Here is a 21,233-nt window from a genome sequence, read left to right as displayed (position 1 = left end):
ATTTCGGTTTTTCAATATCCGCGATTTTTGCGGTATCATCAAGTCCATTAAATAAGTGAAATCAAAAACAGCCCAATCGCAGTAAAAGCGATAAGGCTGTGTGGGAAAAAGAATAATTATTCAACAATAAGGGTTGCTTTCATTTCAGCGTGTCCGGATCCGCACATGATAGAACAGATGATGGGGTATGAGCCGGCTTTATCGGGCGTAAAAGTTAACGTTTTTTTGTTGTTGTCCAAGTTCACTTTGAAGTCTTTGATTTGGATACCATGAGCGCCTTGCGTGTTATCAAGGGTGATTTTTACAGGCTCTCCCTTTTTAACGCGGTACTCGGCTTGATCAAATTTAAAGTTGCTTGCTTTAACTACGACTTCTTGTGCTGTGCCTTGTGCGGAATCTGCTCCATTTGTCGACTCGGCTGTTTTTTGATCTTTGCTGCCGCAAGCCGCAAGTGCGAGGATTAGGCAAACTCCCATTGCGAGAACGAGTAATTTCTTCATCGTGTAAACCCCTCCATAAAACTGGATTAAGTACAAAACCCATTTTACACGACCTTTTGCAAAAAAGCAGTGACAAACTCGTGAAAAGGAAAAGATCGACCCGGCGAATGGATACGCTGCAGGCCGATCTTTTTTGGACTTTAGCATTCGCAATTACCGATTTTCTCTGCCTGCCGCACCTTGTTCGAAAGGGGTTTTGACAGGAATGAACAAGTCGATAATCCCGATGACTAAAGCTGCTAAAATCGCACCTATCATGCTTATGGAAACATTGCTTACGATGAATTGCGCTATCCAGATTACAAGAGCGCTCACCAAAAAGCCAACGATTCCTCTGCCAAAAGGAGTAATTTTTTTGCCGAAGATTCCTTCAATAATCCAAGCGGCAAGGGCAATGACCAGAGCCAGGAAAAAAGCGCTCCAGAAACCGCCGACTCGAAAACCCGGCACCAACCAGCTGACAAACATCAAAACCACAGCGGATACAACGAACCTGACCAAATGACCAAGGAAATGCATCCACATCCCTCCTTCATGTAAATATGAAACGAAGCTGTTGCGAGAAAGGTTTTGCCTAACAGTCATGGTGCCGATTGGGTGCTTGAAGGTTGTACTTCTTTTGGCAACAGGTGCACAACTTAGTATGCACGAAATCAGAAAAAATATAGGCAGCGGAATTATTTATAACGATTGTCTGCATAGCTAATCATTATCGCTTTGGTTTATAATAAAGGATAGTGAAAAGGGGATGGAGATCAATTGAATAAGAAGATTATTAAAACATTGGAATATGAAAAGATTTTACATAAATTGAGTCATCATGCATCGACTTCTCTCGGCAAGGAGGCTGCCGAACATTTGGAGCCTGTCGGAGATTTTGAACTAGTGAAGCTCAGATTGCAAGCGACGGATGAAGCGGTGAACATCGAACGGCTGAAGGGCAATGCGCCGTTTGGCGGAATTCGTGACATTCGCGCGGCTTTGCATCGCGCCAGAATCGGCGGGACGCTCAATCCGGCGGAGCTTCTTGACATTTCCACGACGATGTTCGGAACAAGAAGGCTAAAAAGGTTCGTTATGGCCGTCGACGAGGAGTATTCAGTTCCGATGCTGAAGGAACAGGTTGATTTGCTGTCTGAAAACAAGCCTGTTGAAGACAAAATCAACAGCTGTATCGATGAAAATGCGGCAGTACTCGACAGCGCAAGTCCGGAGCTGGGCCGGATTCGAAGCGAACTTCGCACGGGGGAATCGAGAGTACGGGAAAAACTGGAGCAAATGATCCGCACGCCATCCATTCAAAAAATGCTGCAGGACGTGCTCGTAACGATCCGAAACGACCGGTATGTCATTCCGGTGAAACAGGAGTACCGTTCCAATTTTGGCGGTATGATTCATGACCAATCCGCTTCCGGTGCAACGTTGTTCATTGAACCTGAATCGGTCGTTCAGCTGAATAATAAAATCCGAGAGCTCAAGCTAAAAGAAGAAGCCGAGATTGAGAAAATTTTACGTGCCCTGACAGCTTTGGTGGCGGAAAATGTGGAATTGCTCGTTTCCGACGTGGAGCTGCTTGCGCAGCTTGATTTTATTTTTGCCAAAGCGGGGCTGGCAAGAGAGTTGAAGGCTACGATGCCGAGGCTTAATGACCGCGGGTTTATTAAAATCAAGCGGGGACGGCATCCTTTGATTGCTGCAAATGCGGTTGTCCCCCTTGATTTGGAGCTGGGGAACAACTATCAGACGATCATCGTCACCGGACCGAACACGGGCGGTAAAACGGTGTCCTTAAAAACTGTCGGCTTGCTTAGTCTGATGGCGATGTCCGGGCTTTTTGTGCCGGCTGAGGAAGGCAGCCAGTTATGTGTGTTCGATGCGATTTATGCCGATATCGGCGACGAGCAAAGCATTGAGCAAAATTTAAGTACGTTCTCCAGCCATATGACGAACATTATTAGCATTTTGCGGGATATGACGCCGAAGAGCCTCGTTCTTCTGGATGAACTTGGGGCGGGAACGGATCCTGCCGAAGGTTCTGCACTGGCGATTGCCATTTTAGAATACATCCATCAAATGGGCTGCCGAATCATCGCTACGACTCACTATACGGAGCTGAAAGCTTACGCTTTCCAACGGCAGGGGACTATCAATGCAAGTATGGAATTTGACGTCCAGACGCTGAGTCCGACCTATCGTTTGCTTGTCGGCGTCCCGGGGCGAAGCAACGCTTTTGCTATCGCGCAGCGGCTGGGGTTGTCGAGCCGGATTATCGAGCATGCGCAGGGTCAGGTGGACGAAGAGGACAAGCGCGTCGAATCGATGATCGCATCGCTTGAGGAAAACCGCCTTACGGCGGAGGCCGAGCGCCAAAGCGCGGAGCAGCTGCGGCGAGAGGCCGACGAGCTGCGCCGGGAGCTGGAGGCGCAGAAGGCGAAGTTCGACGAGCAGCGCGACAAGCTGCTCGAAAAAGCCGAGCGCGAAGCGCGCGAGGCCGTCGCCAAGGCGCGGCGTGAGGCGGACGAAGTCATCGCCGAGCTGCGGCGCATGGCGCAGGAAGAAGCCNGAAGTTCGACGAGCAGCGCGACAAGCTGCTCGAAAAAGCCGAGCGCGAAGCGCGCGAGGCCGTCGCCAAGGCGCGGCGTGAGGCGGACGAAGTCATCGCCGAGCTGCGGCGCATGGCGCAGGAAGAAGCCGGTGCCATCAAGGATCACCGGCTCGTGGAGGCGCGCCGCCGGTTGGACCAGGCGGCGCCGGAGCTGCGCGAGAAGCGCGAAGCTCGCGCGGCAAAGAAGCGGCCTGAGCAGATCGAGGCCGGCGATGAAGTGCGGGTCGTGAACCTCGGCCAGAAGGGTCACGTCGTGGAAATTGCCAGCAGCACGGAAGCGATCGTGCAGCTCGGCATTATGAAAATGAAGGTCAACTTGGCCGACCTTGAAAAAACGGGTTCCCCTGCACCGAAAAAAGCGGTGCAGCAAACCGCCGCGACTGTCAAAAGGTCGCGCGACGATCATGTGCGCACCGAGCTCGATATGCGCGGCCTCAATTTGGAGGAGGCGCTCATCGAGGCCGACCGGTTCCTGGACGAATCGTTCCTTTCCAACCTCGGCCAAGTTTATTTGATACACGGCAAAGGCACAGGCGTGCTTCGTACCGGGATGCAGGATTATTTGCGGCGTCATAAACATGTGAAAAACTATCGGATCGGCAACTACAACGAAGGCGGAACGGGCGTCACTGTAGTTGAGTTGAAATAACTCATAAAAAAATAAAAACTTTTTGAAACTCCGCCTTAAGCATTTGCGTATGTAATGAGTGTAAGCACCGGTGACCAAAAAAGAATTTGCAATACCCAATCATAGACGATTTTCAAAACTAGGAGGAATTTACAAATGGGAATTTTTAAAAGACTGCGCGACATGACTATGGCTTCAATCAACGACCTGCTTGACAAAGCGGAAGATCCGGTGAAAATGCTGAACCAATTCCTGCGCGATATGGAAGAAGATATTTTGGAAGCCGAATCCGCAGTTGCCAAGCAAATTGCGATCGAGAAGAAATTCAAGCAGCAGTACGAGGAAGCCGAAGAAATGGTTACCAAACGCACTGAGCAGGCGATGAAAGCTCTGGAGCAAGGCAACGAGGATCTTGCCCGCCGCGCTCTTCAGGATAAGAAAGAGCATCAAGAGCGTTTTGACGAGTTGAAACGTCAATACGATATCGCCAAAACTAACGCGGATCAGCTGCGCAACCAGTTGACTGAAATGAAAGACGAGTTCAGCAAAATGAAAAACAAGAAAGACCTGCTGATCGCTCGCGCCGAGTCTGCAAAAGCACAAAAGCAAATCAATCAGGCGATGTCCGGCTTCGGTACGGATAATGCGGCAAAAGGCTTTGACCGGATGACGGAAAAAGTGCTGCAAATGGAAGCCGAAGCGCAAGCAAGCGGCGAAATTCGCGCGAAAAACCGCAGCCTCGACGATGAGCTCGATCAACTCGGCAAATCGGACGGCGTAGACGATGAATTGGCTGCTCTGAAAGCAAAGATTGCTGAAAAAAAACAATCTTAATGATATAATGTGGAAGCACCTGCGAGAGACTGAGTACTGCTCAGTCTCTTCGACCTTTTGTAAGGAAGGCAGGAGTCGATATGAACGAAGAGGTGGATGTATTGCTCAGTAACCCGTATTTGGGCACTCTGGCGTTTTTCGCCGTGGCCGTCATTGCACTTGTGGTGTTTCTTACTGTGTTTGAACTCGTTACGAAGTATGATGATTGGGCTGAAATCAAGGCGGGCAATTTATCCGTCGCGATGGCGACCGGAGGTAAAATTTTCGGCATTTGCAATCTGTTTCGCTTTTCGATCCTGAACAACGACACGATGATTCACTCATTGATTTGGGCGGGGTACGGGTTTTTGCTGCTGCTTGTCGCGTACTTTATTTTTGAATTTTTAACGCCGTATTTTAAAATTGACGAAGAAATTAAAAAAGATAATCGTGCCGTCGGCTTCCTTTCCTTGACGATTTCCGTATCGATCTCTTACGTGGTCGGAGCATGCGTAACCTAGGGAGGGGCTAAGCAATGAAATACTTATGGGGCAGCTTGTTTGCCCTTGCATTTGTTTTTGTGGCGCTAGGAGTATATTATTTAATGAAATAGGTTTGTGAATGATGTGGAGGATTACGAAATGAGCGCCAATGAAGAAGTCGTGTGCCCCTGGTGTCAGACGGAAATTGTATGGGACCCGGAAATCGGCCCTGAGGACGAATGTCCGCACTGCTTTAACGAACTGAAAGATTATCGCAGCATCCAGCTGACGGTGAAACAGACAGGTCAGCCTTTGCGCTTTGAAGAAGAGCCGGATGAGGGAGAAGAAGATTTCACCGCAGCCTGGGAAGGCTTCGATGAGCCTCTTGACCGTTATGGGGAAGCGGTGCAGAGCGTTACGGATGAGCAGGAAGAAGCGCCTGAATGTTCGGGCTGCCACGAATTTATGCTGCTGGCCGGCAAAGAGACCGTGTCAGGGGAAAGTTTTGATCCCCATATTTCCAAAACGATAGGCAGAGCATTCATACAAGCTCCTTTTTCGTTAGATGTGTACGTATGCCCGTCCTGCTTTAAAGTGGAGAAGCTGCTTTCCGATACCGATCGGATGCTGATGGTGCAAGCCATCAAAGAAAGTAAATAACAAGCCGAATCCGTTATGGATTCGGTTTTTCGTTTCTTTTTGCCTGCTCATATTTTCACTCGATTGGGGAAGCTTAACTAAAGCTAATTCAATCCAGGGGAAAGGTGAGGAACAGCCTTGCAGCACAATGATAGCGGACATCGGATTCATCCCGGATGGAGTCGGGGTCCGGCAAGCGGCAATTACTTTGCAGATCACGAAAATGCCGAGGTTAACAGAGCCGGAAAGGGCCGGAAGAAAAAAGGGCGGCTAAATGCCCAAGCTGTTTTGTTATTGGCTGTGAATGCGCTGTTCGGGGTTGCCAATGCATTATCGGGCACGTTCGTAGGCGTGTACTTATGGAAAGCCAAAAATGACTACGCGCTCATCGGCTGGTTCACGCTGGTAACGCATTTGACGATGGCGCTGACGTTCTGGGTTGCGGGCAAATGGGTCAAAGAGCATAATAAAATGAATTGTTTGCGCGCAGGAGTGGCTGTTTCCGCCTGTTTTTATATGCTGGTACTGTGGCTCGGGCGTGGCAGCATTCATCACATCGTAGTTTTGGGGATCGTTCAGGGGATTTCATCGGGGCTGTTTTGGCTCGCTTTTAACGTCGTTTACTTTGAAGTGACCGACCCGGACAGCCGGGACCGTTTCAACGGTTGGGCAGGGCTGCTGGGTTCCGGGGCCGGCATTGTTGCGCCGTGGATATCCGGAATGCTGATTGTGTCCATGGGCGACAAGATCGGGTATCGCCTTATTTTTTCAATTTCTCTGGGCATTTTTGTGCTCGGAGTCATTGTCAGCTTTTTTTTGAAAAAAAGAAAAGTTCAGGGAACTTATGAATGGTTTCTTCCCGTTCGCTGCCTCAAACAAGCGGAGACGCCATGGAAGCGTGTCAGTCTGGCGCTTGTCGCCCAAGGCTTCAGGGAGGGCGTATTCGGGTTTATGATCGGTCTGCTCGTGTATATTTCGACTTCCAGCGAAGCGAGTCTGGGCAATTTTGTGCTGATCAATTCCGCGGTTTCGCTGATCAGTTTTTGGGTGGCCGGGCGCTATATTAAGCCGCGTTTCAGAAAGTGGGCAATGCTTGCGGGAGCGGCGATGATCGTGGCTGTCATATTGCCCTTTTTTTGGAAGTTGAGCTTTGCCACGCTGTTGATTTTTGGGGTTGGCGTTTCGCTTTTTCTTCCGCTGTACACCATTCCGATGGTTTCCGAAGTATTTGATTTGATCGGTTCCGAGGACAGCAGCGCGAGACAGCGGGAAGAGTATGTCGTATTGAGAGAGCTATCCCTCAATGCCGGGCGGGTGCTGGGCGTTCTTCTGTTCATCACGGTCGTATCCTGGAGCAGAGCCCCAATGGTGCTGAATGTGCTGCTGTTGATTATTGGGAGTTCCCCGTTGGTCAGCTGGTTTTTTATGCGCAGGCAGCTTTCGCTAAATAAAGCTTGACTTCCGCGGAAATCCCGATAAAAATGGTTGGTAAAGGTTTATTGGGTTGGGGGAAGGGAGGCCGAACTTTGGCGCATCGTAAAATGGTAAACAACATTACAGAACTGATCGGCGATACGCCTGTCGTGCGCATCCGGCGGCTTGTCGATGGCGATGACGCGGAGCTGTACGTGAAGCTCGAATATTTCAATCCGAGCGGAAGCGTGAAAGACCGTGCAGCCTACAACCTGATCGCGCAAGCGGAGAAGGACGGGTGGCTGTTGCCAGGCGCTACGATCATTGAGCCGACGAGCGGCAATACGGGCATCGGCCTGGCCATGAACGCGGCGGCCAAAGGGTACAAAGCCATTCTTGTCATGCCGGACAACATGACCAAAGAGCGCATCAATCTGCTCAAGGCTTACGGAGCAGAGGTCGTTCTGACGCCCGCGGCGCAGCGGATGCCGGGCGCGATCAGCAAGGCCATCGAGCTAAGCGAGCGGATGCCCGGCAGTTTTATCCCGCAGCAGTTTGAGAATCCGGCGAATCCGAATATTCACCGGACGACAACGGCTGTGGAAATTTTGCAGCAGATGGACGGTCGGCTGGACGCTTTTGTAGCTACCTCAGGAACAGGCGGAACGATAACCGGAACCGGGGAAGTTCTGAGGGAGAAACTGCCGGAGATCGGGATTTATGTCGTCGAGCCGAAAGGTTCGCCGGTGTTGTCGGGAGGCAGTCCGGGCCCGCATAAGCTCGTTGGGACAAGTCCCGGCTTTGTGCCCAAAAACTTGAATACCGGCGTTTACGACGAGATTATTCAAGTTTCCGACGAGGACGCGATTCAGACGGCTAAAGATTTGGCCGCCAAGGAAGGCATTTTGGTGGGACCTTCGGCCGGCGCTTCGGTGTGGACTGGATTGCAAATCGCCCGCAAGCTGGGCGCCGGCAAGAGAGTGTTGTGCATCGCGCCGGACACGGGCGAGCGATATTTGAGCATGGACATTTATTGAAAAAAAATGGTTCCTTGGGCTGCGTGCGTACGGCTGCTTTCAGGGAATCATTTTTTTTGAAGGTGTTGAATATTTATACATCGTATTGTATAATTATATAGAGAAGAGAAAGTTGTTCGGAAGGTGGAGTTAACAGTGAAAATCGCTTATGTCAATGAATTACCCGGGCAGGAACAGCTTGCGGCATTCATACAAGCATATACAAAAGAATGCATGATGCTCGGGGAAGCTCCGGCGGACAAGGTGAGCGTCAACGGCTCCGCCTGTGTGATATCTGTTTATGATAATCAAGACCTGATCGGAATCGGCTGCTTGCATGACAGCCTTGAAGTCCATGTGCTGCCAACTTACCGTCACCGGGAGGTCGAAGGGAATATAAACAAGCTGCTGAAGGCTGAAAGCAAATATTGCTACAGCGTCTAGAGCTTATAGAGAGCCATGAGGGTTTTGCGTCCCTCGTGGTTCTTTTTGTGTTGTTCGTCCGGCCGTATAAAGGTAAGGGAACGAGCGCTTGAGGTGGCGTCGGCGGCCGTTTTATGAATCGGCTGGGATTGGTAACCGGAAAAACCTGCGAAAGTGCAGGCTTTTTCTATGAAAGCGGTTCGTTTTGGCGAAAAGCCTGCGAAAGTGCAGGAATTTCCGGTGAAAATACGTCTGAACCCGGATGTTCGATGAAAAACCTGCACATTTGCAGGAATGTTCCGTTGCTTGGCGTAGAAACGAGCAAAAAGCTGCACTTTTGCAGGTTTTTTGCGTGCAATGATGGCCGGAAGTCTGCGGAGCCCGCGGAGGTCTACGCGAATGCTCGCGGAAGTCTGCGCCATGCCCGCGTGGCTCTTAACGCTCGTCGGCCAGCAGCCGGAGCGAGACTTTGTCATTCAGTTGGAACTGCATGGGGGAGCTTATCTCCCATTGCCCGTCTTCCGACTGAATATGATAGTGATATTCCCTGCCCTGAAACTGGATGTTCGCGATTTCGCCGCGAATGCCGGGCTGGTCAGGGGTGCACAGCTCAAATTGATCCGGCCTGACGGGGTACAGGCCGCATGATTTGAAATGGCCGGCCACATGGCGGCCGAGCCACTGCACGGTGCCGTCCGAGCTTGCCGGCACGAACGTATCCCGGTTCCAGCGTCCGCGAACCAGGTTCGCTTTGGCCACGAATTTGGCGACGAATTCGGTTTCGGGGCGCAAATAAATGTCCTGCGGCGTTCCGACCTGCTCGATGCGCCCGTCTTTCATCACGACAATCCGGTCCGCCATAGCCAGGGCCTCTCCTTGGTCGTGCGTGACGTATACGATGGCGGTGCCGGTCTGTCTATGAACCGCCTGGATTTCCCTGCGCATATCCATGCGCAGCATCGCATCCAGACTGCTGAGCGGCTCGTCCATCAGCAGGAGGGAAGGCTCGGCGGCGATGGCTCTGGCAATCGCCACCCGCTGCTTTTGCCCGCCGGATAGCTCGTGGGGCATACGGCTGCCGTGCTCGGACAAGCCGACCATTTGCAGCACGCCGGCGATGCGGTCCTGCTCCCTGCTGCGAATGGAAGCAGGGGTTCCTTTATGGTGACGGATCGGAAAGCGCACATGCTCCGTCACATTCATGTGAGGCCAAAGGGCAAAAGCTTGAAACACCATGCCGATTTTGCGTTTTTCCGGAGGCAGGCTGAAGCCGGGCTTCGCTACCTGCGTTTGATTCATATAAATTTCTCCGGTTGTCGGCTGCTCGAATCCGGCAAGCAGTCTGAGCAGCGTCGTTTTGCCGCAGCCGGACGGACCGAGTATGGCGACGAACTCCCCTTCGGCTATGGCGAGATTCAAAGATTTGAGCGCCTGAAAGCTCCCGAATGATTTGCTGACTTCGATTAACTGAATGCTCATGGCTGCTGATCTCCTCTTTTGGTTTGAAGCTTTTGCAGGATTTGCAGAACGATCATTCCGAGCAGGATCAGAACGACGATCAAGCTGGACAGAGCGGTCGAGTACAAGGTGCTGCCGGCCTGTTCGAAGCTGAATATCGTCACCCCGATCGTTTGCGAGCCTGTGGACCCCAGCAGAGCGGATACCGTAAGCTCGGTGAACGCGGTCAAAAAGACAAGAAACGCTCCGCTAAGCAGCCCTGGCAGCAGCAGCGGCAAAAGCACGAAAACCCACTTGCGCCAAAAACCGGCGCCGAAAACATGGGCCGCTTCCTCCAGCGAAACGTCTATCTGAGTGAAAGCCGTTATGCCCGCTCTTACTTGCAAAATGAGAAAACGGCATACGTAAGCGATGAACAAAATCCGGATCGAGCCGTAGATGCCGGGATTCCAGCCGGGAATCGGCTCCATCCAGGTGAAAATCATGCATAAGCCGAATACGATTCCCGGCAGCGTGTAAGGCAGGGCGACGGCGAGCTCCGCCGATTTGGTCACCCAGGAAGGGTTGCGCACCCTGGCGTAAGCGAGCAGGGACCCGAGCACGAGGCAGATGCCGAATGTAGTGACGGACAGCAACAGGCTGGTTTGGATCGATTGCCACACTTTCGGATTGTCCAACAGGATGTACCGATAGTTGGACAAAGTTAAATTCGCCGCCTTGAACGGGACTCCATACGCTTTCTTCAAAGAAATGGCGACCATGGATACAAGGGGAACGGCGGTGATCAGAGCCAAAGCGGCCCAGACGGCCGACGTCGCCGATCCCCGGTACTTGCCAAGCGAATAGCGAGGACTGCTGTCGATGACGATCGAGTCTGCGGCTTTAATTTTTCGGACGGCAAGCCATTGCAATAGTGTCCCGATAATGGCGATAATGCCAAGCATGACGGACAAAGCCGCCCCTCTGGCAAATGCGGAAGGGCCGAATCCGATAATTTCCTCATAAATGAGTGTGCTCAAAACCGAAATGTTTTTAGGAATGCCGAGAAAAGCCGGGATTCCGAAGTTGTCCAAAGAAGCGAGAAAAACGAGCAGCCCTCCGGCCGTCAGGCCAGGCAAAGCGAGGGGAAGCGTGATGAGGCAAAACGTTTTCCATTTGCCCGCACCGCTTGCTCGTGTCGCCCATTCCAGATCGCGGGGAATTTTTTTCAGCACTTCCACCGTCAAGAGATACACGAGCGGAAAATGATGAATGCCCATAACGAAAATAATGCCGCCGTAGCTGTACATGCTCCACGGTTTCATATCGGGGCTAAACCCGTGCAGCACCTGGGCGACTACCCCTTGATTGCCCATAAACGAAGACCAGGACAACGTCAAGACGTAGGACGGCAGTATTAAAGGGAGCAGCATCGCCATATGCAGCGGCTTTTTGTGCTTAATGTCCGTATAGGCTATCAACCAGGCGGCTACGACGCCTAATATGCAGGATACGACGGTAGAGCCTGCGACGATAACGAACGTATCTTTCAGCGTTTTCCATAAACGGGCCTGTCGCAGCATTTCGGCGTAATGCTCGAACGTCGGTCCGGCATTCCCCTGCGCGCTTAAATAGACAAGCTTGGCGACCGGGACGACAAACAGCACTGCAAGAACTAGCAGGAGCAGCGCTGCGGCAATGCGTTTTGCGATTCGGGAAAAGCTTCCGGGGAGGGCAGGGCCGACCCTGCCGTTCTCCCTCGCAAGCTGAGTTGGTTCTGAATCCGACATGTATGATGCGCTCCACTTCTTATTGTCCGAACACTTGGCTGAATTGTTTTTTATCCGCTTCGCGGGCTTCCGCCAGCTTGGTAATATCCGAGGAAATCACTTTGAATTCGGAAATGCTCTTCAGCCCTTTCGGCGCAGCGACGCCTTCGCGGATCGGCGTATACCCGATATCGGAGGACACTTTTTGGCCGTCTTCGGACAGCACGAAATCGACGAATGCTTTGGCGGCTTTTTCGTTGGCGGCATTTTTCATGATGCCGATTGGCTCCGTAATGACGGGCACGCCTTCCGTCGGGTAGATCAGATCGACCGGCGAGCCTTTGGCTTTTTCGCGGGCTACCAAATAATCGACCACCATGCCGTACGACTTCTCGCCGCCGGCTACAGCGTTCAGTACGGCTCCGTTGCCTTTTACCACAGACGTGTTGTTCGCCTTGAGGTTTTTGAAGAAGTCCCAGCCGAAGCCGTCGGTACGCGTCAATACGCCCACGTTGTATGCTGCAGCGCCGGAGTACAGCGGACTCGGCATGATGCCGGCATCCTTGCTCTCAGCGGACGCTAGCGCCTTCCAGGAGGTCGGCGGCGTTTTTACTTTTTGCGTATTAATGGCCAGTACGGTCGCCATCACTTTCGTGCCCGTGTACATGCCGTCCGGGTCTGCGAGATCCTTCGGAATTTTGGATAACTCCGGCGATTTATAGGAGCCTAGCAAATTTTGCTTCTTGAGCCCTTCGAAAGTTACCGCATCGGCCAGCAGAAGCACATCCGCCTGGACTTTGCCGGCCTGGTTTTCCGCCTGAATTTTGGCGGTTACTTCCTCGGTGCCGGAACGGAAGCTTTCGACCTTCACATCGGGATACTTCTTATTGAATGCCGCCACTAGTTTGGTCACATCTTCCTCCGGTTGGGATGTATAGAAGGAAAGCTTGCCGGAAACCGGGCTTGCGGCTTCTTGTTTCGGAGACGATTGGGGTGTCGATTGCGCGCCTTGCGTTGCTGCAGGTTGTCCGTTAGTTCCGCAGCCGCTGAAAATCAGCAGAGCCGCTGCGCTCATCATCAAAGATCCTTTTTTTAACAAAATGGTTTCTCTCCCTACGTTTTTGTCTATGTTCTCTTCGAAATTCATTATATAAAGCGAATGTTAGACGACTGTAAATTGGGAAGGCTCGGTTTGTAAAATGCTTTTGCTCCGCCAGGATTGAATTCGGACAGCAGTTCATTGTAAGATTGAAAGATGAACATATTTCCACCAACGAAAGGTAGGGTTAACCATGGATGCTTTGAAGCTTAAAATTCTCGAAATATTGAAGGAAGACGCCCGCCGCAGCGCGGAACTGATTGCCACCATGCTGGGAACGCCGGAGGCTGAGGTAGCGCAGGCGATACGCGAGATGGAAGCGGATAAGGTCATCGTCAAATACGCCACGGTTGTCAATTGGAGCAAGGTGGATGATGAGAAGGTTACGGCCCTGATTGAAGTGCAAATTACGCCGGAACGCGGCCGCGGCTTCGATGCGATTGCGGAACGGATTTATTTATATCCGGAAGTAAGATCCGTTTATTTGATGTCCGGCGCCTACGACCTGCTCGTCGAGATCGAGGGCAGATCGCTTAAGGAAGTCGCTTCGTTCGTTTCCAACAAGCTTTCGCCAATCGACCGCGTGCTGTCGACGAAAACTCATTTTATTTTGAAAAAATATAAACAGGACGGCATTATTTTCGAGGATCAAGAGGACGATCACCGAATGCTCGTCTCGCCGTAAGGGAGAATTTCGCCATGATTAAAGATGAACCGACGGTCCGCAAGCCAAAGTCGATGACGGATTATTTGGCTCCTATGGTAAAAGCGATCCCGCCATCGGGCATTCGCAAATTTTTCGATCTGGTCAGCAACAGCAAGGAAGATATTATTTCGCTGGGGGTCGGGGAGCCGGATTTTTCCACGCCCTGGCACGTTCGCGAAGCCGCCGTATATTCGCTGGAACGGGGCCGGACCAAATATTCGCCGAATTCGGGAATACCGGAACTGCGGGAGGCGATTGCCGAATACTTGCACAATTCGTTCCAGGTAAGCTACGAGCCCGGCGACGAGGTGCTGGTGACCGTAGGAGGAAGCGAAGCGATCGACCTCGCGCTGCGGGCGCTGATTACGCCGGGGGATGAAATTTTGATCCCCGAGCCGTGCTACATCTCTTACTCGCCCATCACGACCATCAGCGGGGGGAAAGCGGTAGGCATCGAGACATTTGCCAAAGACCAGTTCAAACTGACCGAGCAATCGCTGCGAGCGGCGATAACGCCCCGATCCAAAATTTTGATTTTGTGCTATCCGAGCAATCCGACCGGCGGCATTATGACTTATGAAGACTGGCTGCCGATCGCCAAAGTCGTCGAGGAGAACGACCTGATCGTCATTTCGGATGAAATCTATGCGGAACTCACGTACGAACAAAAGCATGTGAGCTTCGCGGCCATGCCGGGAATGAAGGACCGGACCATCCTTGTGAGCGGTTTTTCCAAAGCGTTCGCCATGACGGGCTGGCGCATGGGATATGCGTGCGGGCACTCCGACCTGATCTCCGCGATGACCAAAATTCACCAATACACGGTGATGTGCGCGCCGATTATGGGGCAGGTGGCCGCTCATGAAGCTCTCAAGAACGGGCTGGAAGAGAAAGACCGCATGATGGAATCGTACAATCAGCGCCGGCGCCTGATCGTCAAAGGATTTCGCGAGATCGGGCTCGAATGCCACGAGCCGCAGGGCGCGTTTTACGCGTTTCCGAGCATTGCGGCGACGGGGATGACTTCGGAGAAATTTGCCGAAAGATTGCTGTTCGAAGCGAAGGTGGCGGCAGTTCCCGGACACGTATTCGGGCTTGGCGGAGAAGGCTTCCTGCGCTGTTCTTACGCGTATAGTGTTTCCCAGCTAAATGAAGCATTAGAACGAATAGGAAAATTCATCAAAAAAATGTAAAACATTTTAAAAAGATATTTTCAATAGGGACAAAAACTGGTATCCTTGAGGTAAGGAGGGAAGAGCATGGCTTTTATGGAATATCAACTTGCTTCATATAACAAACATTTCCAAATTCGGGAAGATGATTCCGATCGTAGCTGGTTGATCAAGCATGCTAAGAAATCCGCCTCCTTGAGTCCGCTCGAAGAAGAGATTCATTCTTTGAGACGGATGCTCGAACAGATGGTTGTCGAAGGCAAGGAAATGACTTCCGAAGCCGTCGTCGAGCTCAGCACAGTCCTCGATCAAAAAATAAACGAATATATGAATAGAGGCAAAAAAAGTCGGTGATGAGCCGGCTTTTCTTATGACCGTACAAAACTTCGGAAGGATTGAAACTGCATGAGAATCAAGCTGCTTTTAGTGAGCATCGCCATGCTGGCGGTGCTGTTGGCCGGGTGCGGAGGCCCAAAGCCTGATGTGCCTATTTTCGCCATGGGAGCGAACGGATTTCCTTCGGAAATCGGCGACAAGCTGGAAGCTTCCCTTGCGGCCAAGGTAGGCGAGAAGCCGACCGTAAAGTTCGTCTCAACGCCGATTTTTTCGATGGAAAAAATGATTGTCGAGCTTGCCGCCGGCGGCAACGGCATTCTTATTTTGCCGGACGAACAGTTTAAAGCGCTGTCCAAGCAGGCCGGGTTCGTAGCTCTTGACGACGTGATCAAGCCGGAGGATTATCCGGATGGGGTTATGGAACTTGCCGAGGATGGGAAGCCGGCGGAAAAGCATCTTTACGGCATTCCGATGGCAGGCAACAAATGGCTGAAAGAGCAGGGGCTGGAGGGCAAAGGGCTAACCGCCTTTATTCCACAAAACTTTAAACAAATCGATGAGGCCAAGCAGGTGCTGAAGGTCATCGCCGCGAAGTAATTCGCCTTCGGCTTGTACATGCCGGGAAACTCATCTATAATCGACAAAGAGATACTGAATGTTATAGCTATGCAGCCACAGGTGTCGGCAGCTGTGCCCGATCGGTCGGGCGCTGCCGCTTAAAAGGGAAGCCGGTGCAAATCCGGCGCGGTCCCGCCACTGTAACCGGGAATGTTCCTCATAATGCCACTGTTCCGATTTAGGGGATGGGAAGGCGGGGAAGCTCGATACCCGAAAGTCAGGAGACCTGCCTATGGTGCCGTACACGACTTCCTTCGAGGAAAAGGATGGCGTTAAATCAGGGAGCAGCCGGCGGCTGTCAGCTGCCTGGATTTATCGTCCCCTGCTGTTCCTTCGGGAAACGGCAGGGGATTTTTTGGCAGGATGGAAGTCCTGACAGACGAGGAAAAGGAGAAAAGCGAGATGAAAGTGAGCTTGTGGAAAAAGACCGCGCTGCTGGCTCTTGCCGCAGCTGTGGCAATCAGTCTTGCAGGCTGCGGCAAGACAGTGGAGAAGCAGCCGGAGCTGACGGACCCGGCCAAGCTGGGAGCGGGCGAAACGAAAGCCCCGTCCGCGACGGCGACGGCTGCGGAAACCGCCAAAGCGTCCAAAAAGACGCAGTACCCGCTCAAAATCAAGGATGCGACGGGAAAAGAATTTACGTTTGACAAGGCGCCGCAGAGGATCGTATCCGTATCGCCCGCCGAGACGGAAGCGCTTTTTGCTATAGGGCTCGACAATCAGATTGTCGGCGTATCGGACCTGGACGATTATCCGGAGGCGGCGAAATCGAAGCCGAAGATGGGCGGCATTACGAAGCCGAATCAAGAGGCGGTCATCGCTGCTAATGCGGACATCGTTTTCACGGGCGTTTCGATGAAGGCCGACACTGTGGAAAAGCTTCGCGCGATGAATATCAATATGTTTAAAGTGGAGCCCAAGACGCTCGACGACGCCATTGCCGACGTGCTTACGTTCGGGGTCATTACGGATCATCAGGAACAGGCGGAGCAGGTGGCGGACAAAATGAAAGCGGACCGCCAGAAAGTGGTCAGCGCCGTGAAAGACGTGAAGCAGGCCAATAAGAAAAAGGTCTACGTCGAATTCAGCGCAGGCTGGACGGTCGGCAGCGGCGAATTTATGGACGAGCTGATTCAACTGGCCGGAGGCGTCAATGTTGCAGGGGACAAGAAGGGCTGGTACCAAATCAGCGAAGAGAAGATCATTCAGCAAAACCCCAACGTCATTCTTTTCGCGGCCGGCGTGACCGATGACAAGAGCAAAAAAACGCTCGACGCGATCATTCGCGAACGCAGCGGATGGGATCAGATTGAAGCCGTGAAAACGAACCGGGTTGTCGGCATCGATCAAAATCTGCTCAGCCGCCCGGGCCCAAGAATAACGGACGGCCTGCTTGCCATGGCCAAGGCGATTTACCCCGAACTGGTGAAGTAGATGAAAAGAAAACTGATGCTGTGGGGAGGAGTAGGAGTCTTACTCCTTCTTCTTTCTATTCTGATCAGCTTGTCTTTGGGCACGGCCCATGTCCATGTACTGCAAATAGCCGGTATTATCGGCAAGCACATTCCGTGGCTGGGAGAGCGAATCGAAGCGGATTGGCCGCAATCTTCCGAGCAGATCATCATGAAAGTCCGGCTTCCCCGCGTCATGCTCGGCATCCTTGTGGGCGCCTCGCTGTCGGTAGCGGGGGCGGCTTTTCAAGGAGTGCTGCGCAACCCGCTGGCCGATCCTTACACGCTGGGCGTATCTTCGGGCGCTTCGGTGGGCGCAGCTTTTCTGATTTATTTCGGGCTGCAGTATTCTTGGCTTGGGCAATGGTCGATTCCGGCTGTGGCGTTCGGTACCGGGCTTATTTCGCTGCTGCTCGTGCTGAAGCTGGCGCAAATCGACGGCAAGCTCAAGCTGGAGACGCTCATTCTCTCAGGCGTGGTCATGCAGGCGTTCCTGGGCTCGATCGTTGCGTTCATGGTATCTTTATCCAACCAAGTCATTAACGAAATCGTATTTTGGCTGATGGGCAGCCTGGCATTGCGGGGCTGGTCCTACGCGGCGTTGGTAACGCCTTATTTGCTTATCGGCTTTGCGGTATTGATCGGCTTGGCCAGATCGCTGAACCTGCTCGCGCTCGGCGAGCGCCAAGCCGCCCATCTCGGGGTCAATGTCGAACGGACGAAATTGACCGCACTGATCGTTGCGACATTCGTTACGGCGGCGGCCGTATCCGTGGCCGGAGTTATCGGTTTTGTAGGACTTATTATCCCGCATCTGGTGCGCCTGTTGGTCGGCCCCGATTACCGCCTGATTATGCCCTTATCCGTTCTCGGCGGCGGAATTTATGTGCTATGGGCGGATACGTTGGCCCGCACGCTGCTGAGCCCGACGGAAATACCGCTCGGCGTTATTACCGCCTTTTTGGGGGCGCCGTTCTTCGCTTACTTGTTGAACAAAGATAAGAAAGCGCAGAGAGGTTGATCTTGATGATACAAGTCGAAAACGTTTCGAAAAGCTTCCACGGGAAGCAGGTGCTGCAACATATGAGCTTCGAGGTCGAAGCGGGCGAATTTTTCGGCATTATCGGGCCTAACGGAAGCGGCAAATCGACGCTGCTGCGGATCATGTCGGGCATCGACCCGGCCTCCGCAGGCGATGTGCGATTGGCCGGCAGGCCGGTGGCTTCCTACAGCCGCAAGGAGCTGGCCCGCCGGCTCGCCGTGCTGCAGCAGGATGCCCTGCCGCCTGTCGGCTTCACCGTGCGGGAGGTCGTGGAGATGGGCCGGTACCCGTTTCAAAACTGGCTTGGCGAAGATTCGCAGAATGCCGAGCATTTGATTGCAAGCATCGTGGAGAAGCTCCATTTGGAACCGCTCATCGGCCGCACGGTAGACCGCCTTAGCGGGGGTGAGCGGCAGCGCGTAGCGCTCGGCAAAGTAATGGCTCAGCAGCCCAGGCTGCTGATGCTCGACGAGCCGACGACCTTTTTGGACATCGGATATCAAATCCAGATGATGGATTATGTCAGGGCATGGCAGCGGGAAGAGGGTTTGACCGTCGTAGCCGTGCTGCATGACTTGAACCTGGCTGCGCAGTATTGCAGCAGGCTGCTCGTCGTCCATGACGGCAAGCCGGCGGCCATAGGGACGCCGCAGGAAATTATAACGAGCAGGCTGATCGCAGAGGTGTACGGAACCGAACCGATCGTGCTGGAGCATCCGTTGAACCGGGCGCCGCAAATATTGCTGCAGCCCGGCAAATAACTGAAAATGCGAGGGATGAAATGATGTCTAGATTAGATCAAGAAATCAGCGCTATTCAACCGATCGATCAGGAGTTCGCCGAACTGGCCGGGCGGCATTTGGATCAGCTTACGAAACCGCCGGGAAGCTTGGGCAAGTTGGAGGCGATCGCGTGCCAGACAGCCGGCATTACCGGTGAAGTAAGGCCTGTATTCGAGAAAAAAGCCGTCATCGTGATGGCCGGCGACCATGGCGTCTGCGAGGAAGGCGTCAGCGCGTTTCCGGCGGAAGTGACGCCGCAGATGGTACTGAACTTCGTGCACGGCGGCGCGGCCGTCAACGTGCTGGCGCGGCATGCCGGGGCGGAAGTCGTCTGCGTCGATATCGGTGTAAACGCGGATCTGGAGCATCCGCAGCTTGTATCGAAAAAAGTGCGCAAAGGCACGCGCAATATGGCCCGCGAAGCGGCGATGACGCGTGAGGAGGCGCAGCAGGCGATTATGGCCGGGATCGAAGTGGTGGACGAGCTTGCCGGCAAAGGTTTCCGGCTTTTTGCTACAGGGGATATGGGAATCGGCAATACGACGGCGAGCGCGGCGATTCTCTGCGCGATGACCGGACTTGATGCCGGGATGGCGGTTGGGCGAGGCACCGGCATTGACGATGCCAGATGGCTGCACAAGCAATCCGTCGTCAAACAAGCGCTGGAAGTGAACGCCCCCGATGCCGACGATGCGCTCGACGTGCTGGCCAAAGTCGGCGGCCTGGAGATCGCCGGTCTCGTCGGCGTCATCCTCGGAGCGGCGAAGAACCGCTGCCCGGTCGTCATCGACGGCTTCATCTCTTCGGCGGCTGCGCTGGTGGCCAGCCGCTTGGCGCCGGTGTGCGCGCCGTACATGCTCGCTTCACATTTGTCGCACGAACAGGGTCATGCCCGGCTGCTCCAGGCGATCGGCCTCGAAGCGATGCTGCAAATGGATATGCGGCTTGGCGAGGGGACAGGCGCGGTGCTTGCCTTTAACCTGATCGATGCCGCAAGCAAAATTATGCGGGAGATGGCGACTTTCGAGAGCGCGGGCGTGTCCCGCTCGTAGGAAGTTTGAGCCGAGCGGGTGCGGGAGGTCCGATCATGGCAGTATTGGTAACAGGCGGCGCGCGCAGCGGCAAGAGCGCCTTCGCCGAGAGGCTGGCGATGCGCGGCAGCGCCAGAGGGATTTATATCGCGACCTCGCAAATCTACGATGAGGAAATGAGGGAGCGGGTCGGTTTGCATCAGCGGCAGCGGCTGGAGTCGGGGTTTCCGTGGGAAACCCTGGAGGAGCCGTATGCGCTGCGGGAGCTTCTGCTCCGGCTGCAGGCGGACGGGCGCAGCGCGGAAGCTTCGGTGCTGGTCGACTGCCTGACGCTGTGGCTGTCGAACTGGCTGCTGCGCCATGAGAGCGAGCCGGAAGCGATTATGGCGCAAATCGAGGAACTCGTCCGCGCCGTGTCCTCCTACAGCGGACAATTGGTGCTCGTCACCAATGAAGTCGGGGACGGGATCGTGCCGGAGTATCCTTTGGGACGACGCTTTCGGGATTTGGCCGGACGGATGAACCAGCGGCTGGCCGAAGTGTGCGGCGAGGTGTTCCTGGTGACGGCCGGAATCCCGATCGAGTTGAAAAGCAGGGCGTACCGGCTGGATTAGATGCGGAAGATGACTAACAACAAGCTTGATAAAGGGCCGCCCCCGCTCTTTCCCAACCTGCGCCTCTCCTCACGGGTCGTGGCGCTGAAGTGGGGGGACAAGGCGGCTTGGCGGGGAGAAAACCTGCGATTATCAGGCTGCCCGAGAAAGTGACGACACTAGAGGGGACGCCTAATGCTTGGCGCAGCCGCGCGCTCCCGGTTGTGCCTCCCCTGGCGTGGTTACGCGGCTGTATGACGGGCGGTCATGAGACGGTTTGCAAGGCCAGGACAGGAGAAAACCTGCAAAAGTACAGTTTTTTCCTGCAGAATCGGTTTGTTTTGGCGAAAAGCCTGCGAAAGTGCAGGAATTTTCGCTAAAATGAACCTGAGTCCATGTCCGACGACGAAAAGCCTGCACAATTGCAGGAATTGTTCGTGGCTGGCGGATCAAGGTAGCAAATTCATGTATTTTTGCAGGTTTTTTTCGCACCGTCAGGCAGATAGTGGCTATCGACGTTATGCGGCTGCATGGCAGGCGGTCATGAGACGGTTTGCTCGTCAGGACAGGAGAAAACCTGCAAAAGTACAGTTTTTTCCTGCGGAAATGGTTCATTTTGGTGAGAAGCCTGCGAAAGTGCAGGAATTTTTGCCAAAATCAACCTGAGTCCATGTCATG

At 53.4% G+C, this 21,233-nt stretch carries 23 protein-coding genes, 1 pseudogene and 1 riboswitch; of the genes and pseudogenes, 18 read left to right on the top strand and 6 right to left on the bottom strand.

Translation table 11 applies throughout. The features are described 5' to 3' along the window. Positions 1-116: 116 nt before the first annotated feature. Together AC0LWT_RS30815 and AC0LWT_RS30810 are read right to left on the bottom strand one after the other, a co-directional pair. Positions 117-500: a cupredoxin domain-containing protein gene (locus AC0LWT_RS30815; RefSeq protein WP_474685115.1), complete on the bottom strand. Its 384-nt coding sequence runs from the start codon at positions 498-500 to the stop codon at positions 117-119. Between the two features lie 153 nt (positions 501-653). Next, entirely contained in the window at positions 654-1,019 is a 366-nt protein-coding gene (locus tag AC0LWT_RS30810; protein ID WP_474685114.1) for a phage holin family protein, read from the bottom strand. A 240-nt stretch (positions 1,020-1,259) separates the two neighbouring features. Here AC0LWT_RS30810 and AC0LWT_RS30805 point away from each other — a divergent pair. The 8 genes and pseudogenes from AC0LWT_RS30805 to AC0LWT_RS30770 all read left to right on the top strand — a co-directional run. Next, a pseudogene (locus AC0LWT_RS30805) lies at positions 1,260-3,068 on the top strand (endonuclease MutS2); the annotation flags it as partial. A gap of 167 nt (positions 3,069-3,235) precedes the next feature. Continuing rightward, positions 3,236-3,754 (top strand): Smr/MutS family protein, encoded by a 519-nt coding sequence (locus tag AC0LWT_RS30800; RefSeq protein ID WP_474685113.1) that lies wholly within the window; start codon positions 3,236-3,238, stop codon positions 3,752-3,754. Between the two features lie 135 nt (positions 3,755-3,889). Next, positions 3,890-4,567, top strand: coding sequence for a PspA/IM30 family protein (locus AC0LWT_RS30795; RefSeq protein WP_474685112.1), 678 nt, complete (start codon positions 3,890-3,892; stop codon positions 4,565-4,567). Positions 4,568-4,647: 80 nt separating this feature from the next. Further along, on the top strand, positions 4,648-5,067 hold the full coding sequence (locus AC0LWT_RS30790; RefSeq protein WP_474685111.1) for a DUF350 domain-containing protein: 420 nt from the start codon (positions 4,648-4,650) through the stop codon (positions 5,065-5,067). Between the two features lie 120 nt (positions 5,068-5,187). Further along, positions 5,188-5,688, top strand: coding sequence for a hypothetical protein (locus AC0LWT_RS30785; protein ID WP_474685110.1), 501 nt, complete (start codon positions 5,188-5,190; stop codon positions 5,686-5,688). 117 nt (positions 5,689-5,805) lie between these two features. Continuing rightward, positions 5,806-7,125, top strand: a complete 1,320-nt coding sequence (locus AC0LWT_RS30780) for an MFS transporter (RefSeq protein ID WP_474685109.1) — start codon at positions 5,806-5,808, stop codon at positions 7,123-7,125. Positions 7,126-7,148: 23 nt separating this feature from the next. Then, positions 7,149-8,117, top strand: coding sequence for a cysteine synthase A (gene cysK, locus AC0LWT_RS30775; protein WP_474685108.1), 969 nt, complete (start codon positions 7,149-7,151; stop codon positions 8,115-8,117). 135 nt (positions 8,118-8,252) lie between these two features. Continuing rightward, the gene (locus AC0LWT_RS30770) at positions 8,253-8,540 is read left to right on the top strand and encodes a hypothetical protein (RefSeq protein WP_474685107.1); all 288 of its coding nucleotides are present in this window, start codon (positions 8,253-8,255) and stop codon (positions 8,538-8,540) included. On the opposite strand, the gene AC0LWT_RS30765 is transcribed toward AC0LWT_RS30770, so the two are convergent. The 4 genes from AC0LWT_RS30765 to AC0LWT_RS30750 are packed head-to-tail and all read right to left on the bottom strand — an operon-like array spanning position 8,537 to position 12,803. Next, positions 8,537-8,941 carry a hypothetical protein gene (locus tag AC0LWT_RS30765; protein ID WP_474685106.1) on the bottom strand — a complete coding sequence of 135 codons (405 nt, stop codon included), beginning with the start codon at positions 8,939-8,941 and terminating at the stop codon, positions 8,537-8,539. The two genes, AC0LWT_RS30770 and AC0LWT_RS30765, sit on opposite strands and share 4 nt — an antisense overlap. Positions 8,942-8,954: 13 nt before the next feature. Beyond that, a complete protein-coding gene (locus tag AC0LWT_RS30760) occupies positions 8,955-9,998 on the bottom strand; it encodes an ABC transporter ATP-binding protein (protein WP_474685105.1) in 1,044 nt (347 codons plus the stop codon). Beyond that, on the bottom strand, positions 9,995-11,746 hold the full coding sequence (locus tag AC0LWT_RS30755) for an ABC transporter permease (protein WP_474685104.1): 1,752 nt from the start codon (positions 11,744-11,746) through the stop codon (positions 9,995-9,997). The genes AC0LWT_RS30760 and AC0LWT_RS30755 overlap by 4 nt, the downstream gene beginning before the upstream one ends. Positions 11,747-11,765: 19 nt before the next feature. Beyond that, on the bottom strand, positions 11,766-12,803 hold the full coding sequence (locus AC0LWT_RS30750) for an ABC transporter substrate-binding protein (RefSeq protein WP_474685176.1): 1,038 nt from the start codon (positions 12,801-12,803) through the stop codon (positions 11,766-11,768). Between the two features lie 214 nt (positions 12,804-13,017). Here AC0LWT_RS30750 and AC0LWT_RS30745 point away from each other — a divergent pair, with 214 nt between their 5' ends. The 10 genes from AC0LWT_RS30745 to AC0LWT_RS30700 all read left to right on the top strand — a co-directional run bounded on the left by AC0LWT_RS30745 (position 13,018) and on the right by AC0LWT_RS30700 (position 21,221). Continuing rightward, entirely contained in the window at positions 13,018-13,509 is a 492-nt protein-coding gene (locus AC0LWT_RS30745; protein WP_474685103.1) for an Lrp/AsnC family transcriptional regulator, read from the top strand. A 14-nt stretch (positions 13,510-13,523) separates the two neighbouring features. After that, on the top strand, positions 13,524-14,723 hold the full coding sequence (locus tag AC0LWT_RS30740; protein ID WP_474685102.1) for an aminotransferase class I/II-fold pyridoxal phosphate-dependent enzyme: 1,200 nt from the start codon (positions 13,524-13,526) through the stop codon (positions 14,721-14,723). Between the two features lie 66 nt (positions 14,724-14,789). Continuing rightward, the gene (locus tag AC0LWT_RS30735; RefSeq protein ID WP_474685101.1) at positions 14,790-15,056 is read left to right on the top strand and encodes an aspartyl-phosphate phosphatase Spo0E family protein; all 267 of its coding nucleotides are present in this window, start codon (positions 14,790-14,792) and stop codon (positions 15,054-15,056) included. 51 nt (positions 15,057-15,107) lie between these two features. After that, positions 15,108-15,635: a hypothetical protein gene (locus tag AC0LWT_RS30730; protein WP_474685100.1), complete on the top strand. Its 528-nt coding sequence runs from the start codon at positions 15,108-15,110 to the stop codon at positions 15,633-15,635. Between the two features lie 62 nt (positions 15,636-15,697). Continuing rightward, a riboswitch (cobalamin riboswitch) is annotated at positions 15,698-15,904 on the top strand. Between the two features lie 115 nt (positions 15,905-16,019). Continuing rightward, the gene (locus tag AC0LWT_RS30725; protein WP_474685099.1) at positions 16,020-17,090 is read left to right on the top strand and encodes an ABC transporter substrate-binding protein; all 1,071 of its coding nucleotides are present in this window, start codon (positions 16,020-16,022) and stop codon (positions 17,088-17,090) included. Then, positions 17,091-18,128, top strand: coding sequence for a FecCD family ABC transporter permease (locus AC0LWT_RS30720; protein WP_474685098.1), 1,038 nt, complete (start codon positions 17,091-17,093; stop codon positions 18,126-18,128). Between the two features lie 5 nt (positions 18,129-18,133). Further along, the gene (locus AC0LWT_RS30715) at positions 18,134-18,910 is read left to right on the top strand and encodes an ABC transporter ATP-binding protein (RefSeq protein ID WP_474685097.1); all 777 of its coding nucleotides are present in this window, start codon (positions 18,134-18,136) and stop codon (positions 18,908-18,910) included. A gap of 20 nt (positions 18,911-18,930) precedes the next feature. Further along, positions 18,931-19,983 carry a nicotinate-nucleotide--dimethylbenzimidazole phosphoribosyltransferase gene (cobT, locus tag AC0LWT_RS30710; RefSeq protein ID WP_474685096.1) on the top strand — a complete coding sequence of 351 codons (1,053 nt, stop codon included), beginning with the start codon at positions 18,931-18,933 and terminating at the stop codon, positions 19,981-19,983. A 35-nt stretch (positions 19,984-20,018) separates the two neighbouring features. Continuing rightward, positions 20,019-20,576 carry a bifunctional adenosylcobinamide kinase/adenosylcobinamide-phosphate guanylyltransferase gene (gene cobU, locus AC0LWT_RS30705; protein ID WP_474685095.1) on the top strand — a complete coding sequence of 186 codons (558 nt, stop codon included), beginning with the start codon at positions 20,019-20,021 and terminating at the stop codon, positions 20,574-20,576. A gap of 246 nt (positions 20,577-20,822) precedes the next feature. After that, complete coding sequence (locus AC0LWT_RS30700; protein WP_474685094.1) at positions 20,823-21,221, top strand: hypothetical protein; 399 nt, start codon at positions 20,823-20,825, stop codon at positions 21,219-21,221. Positions 21,222-21,233 lie beyond the last annotated feature (12 nt).

The sequence above is a fragment of the Paenibacillus sp. sgz302164 genome (assembly GCF_056120505.1).
Note: the sequence above shows the minus strand (reverse complement) of the source record. Positions and strands in the feature narration are given on the sequence as shown.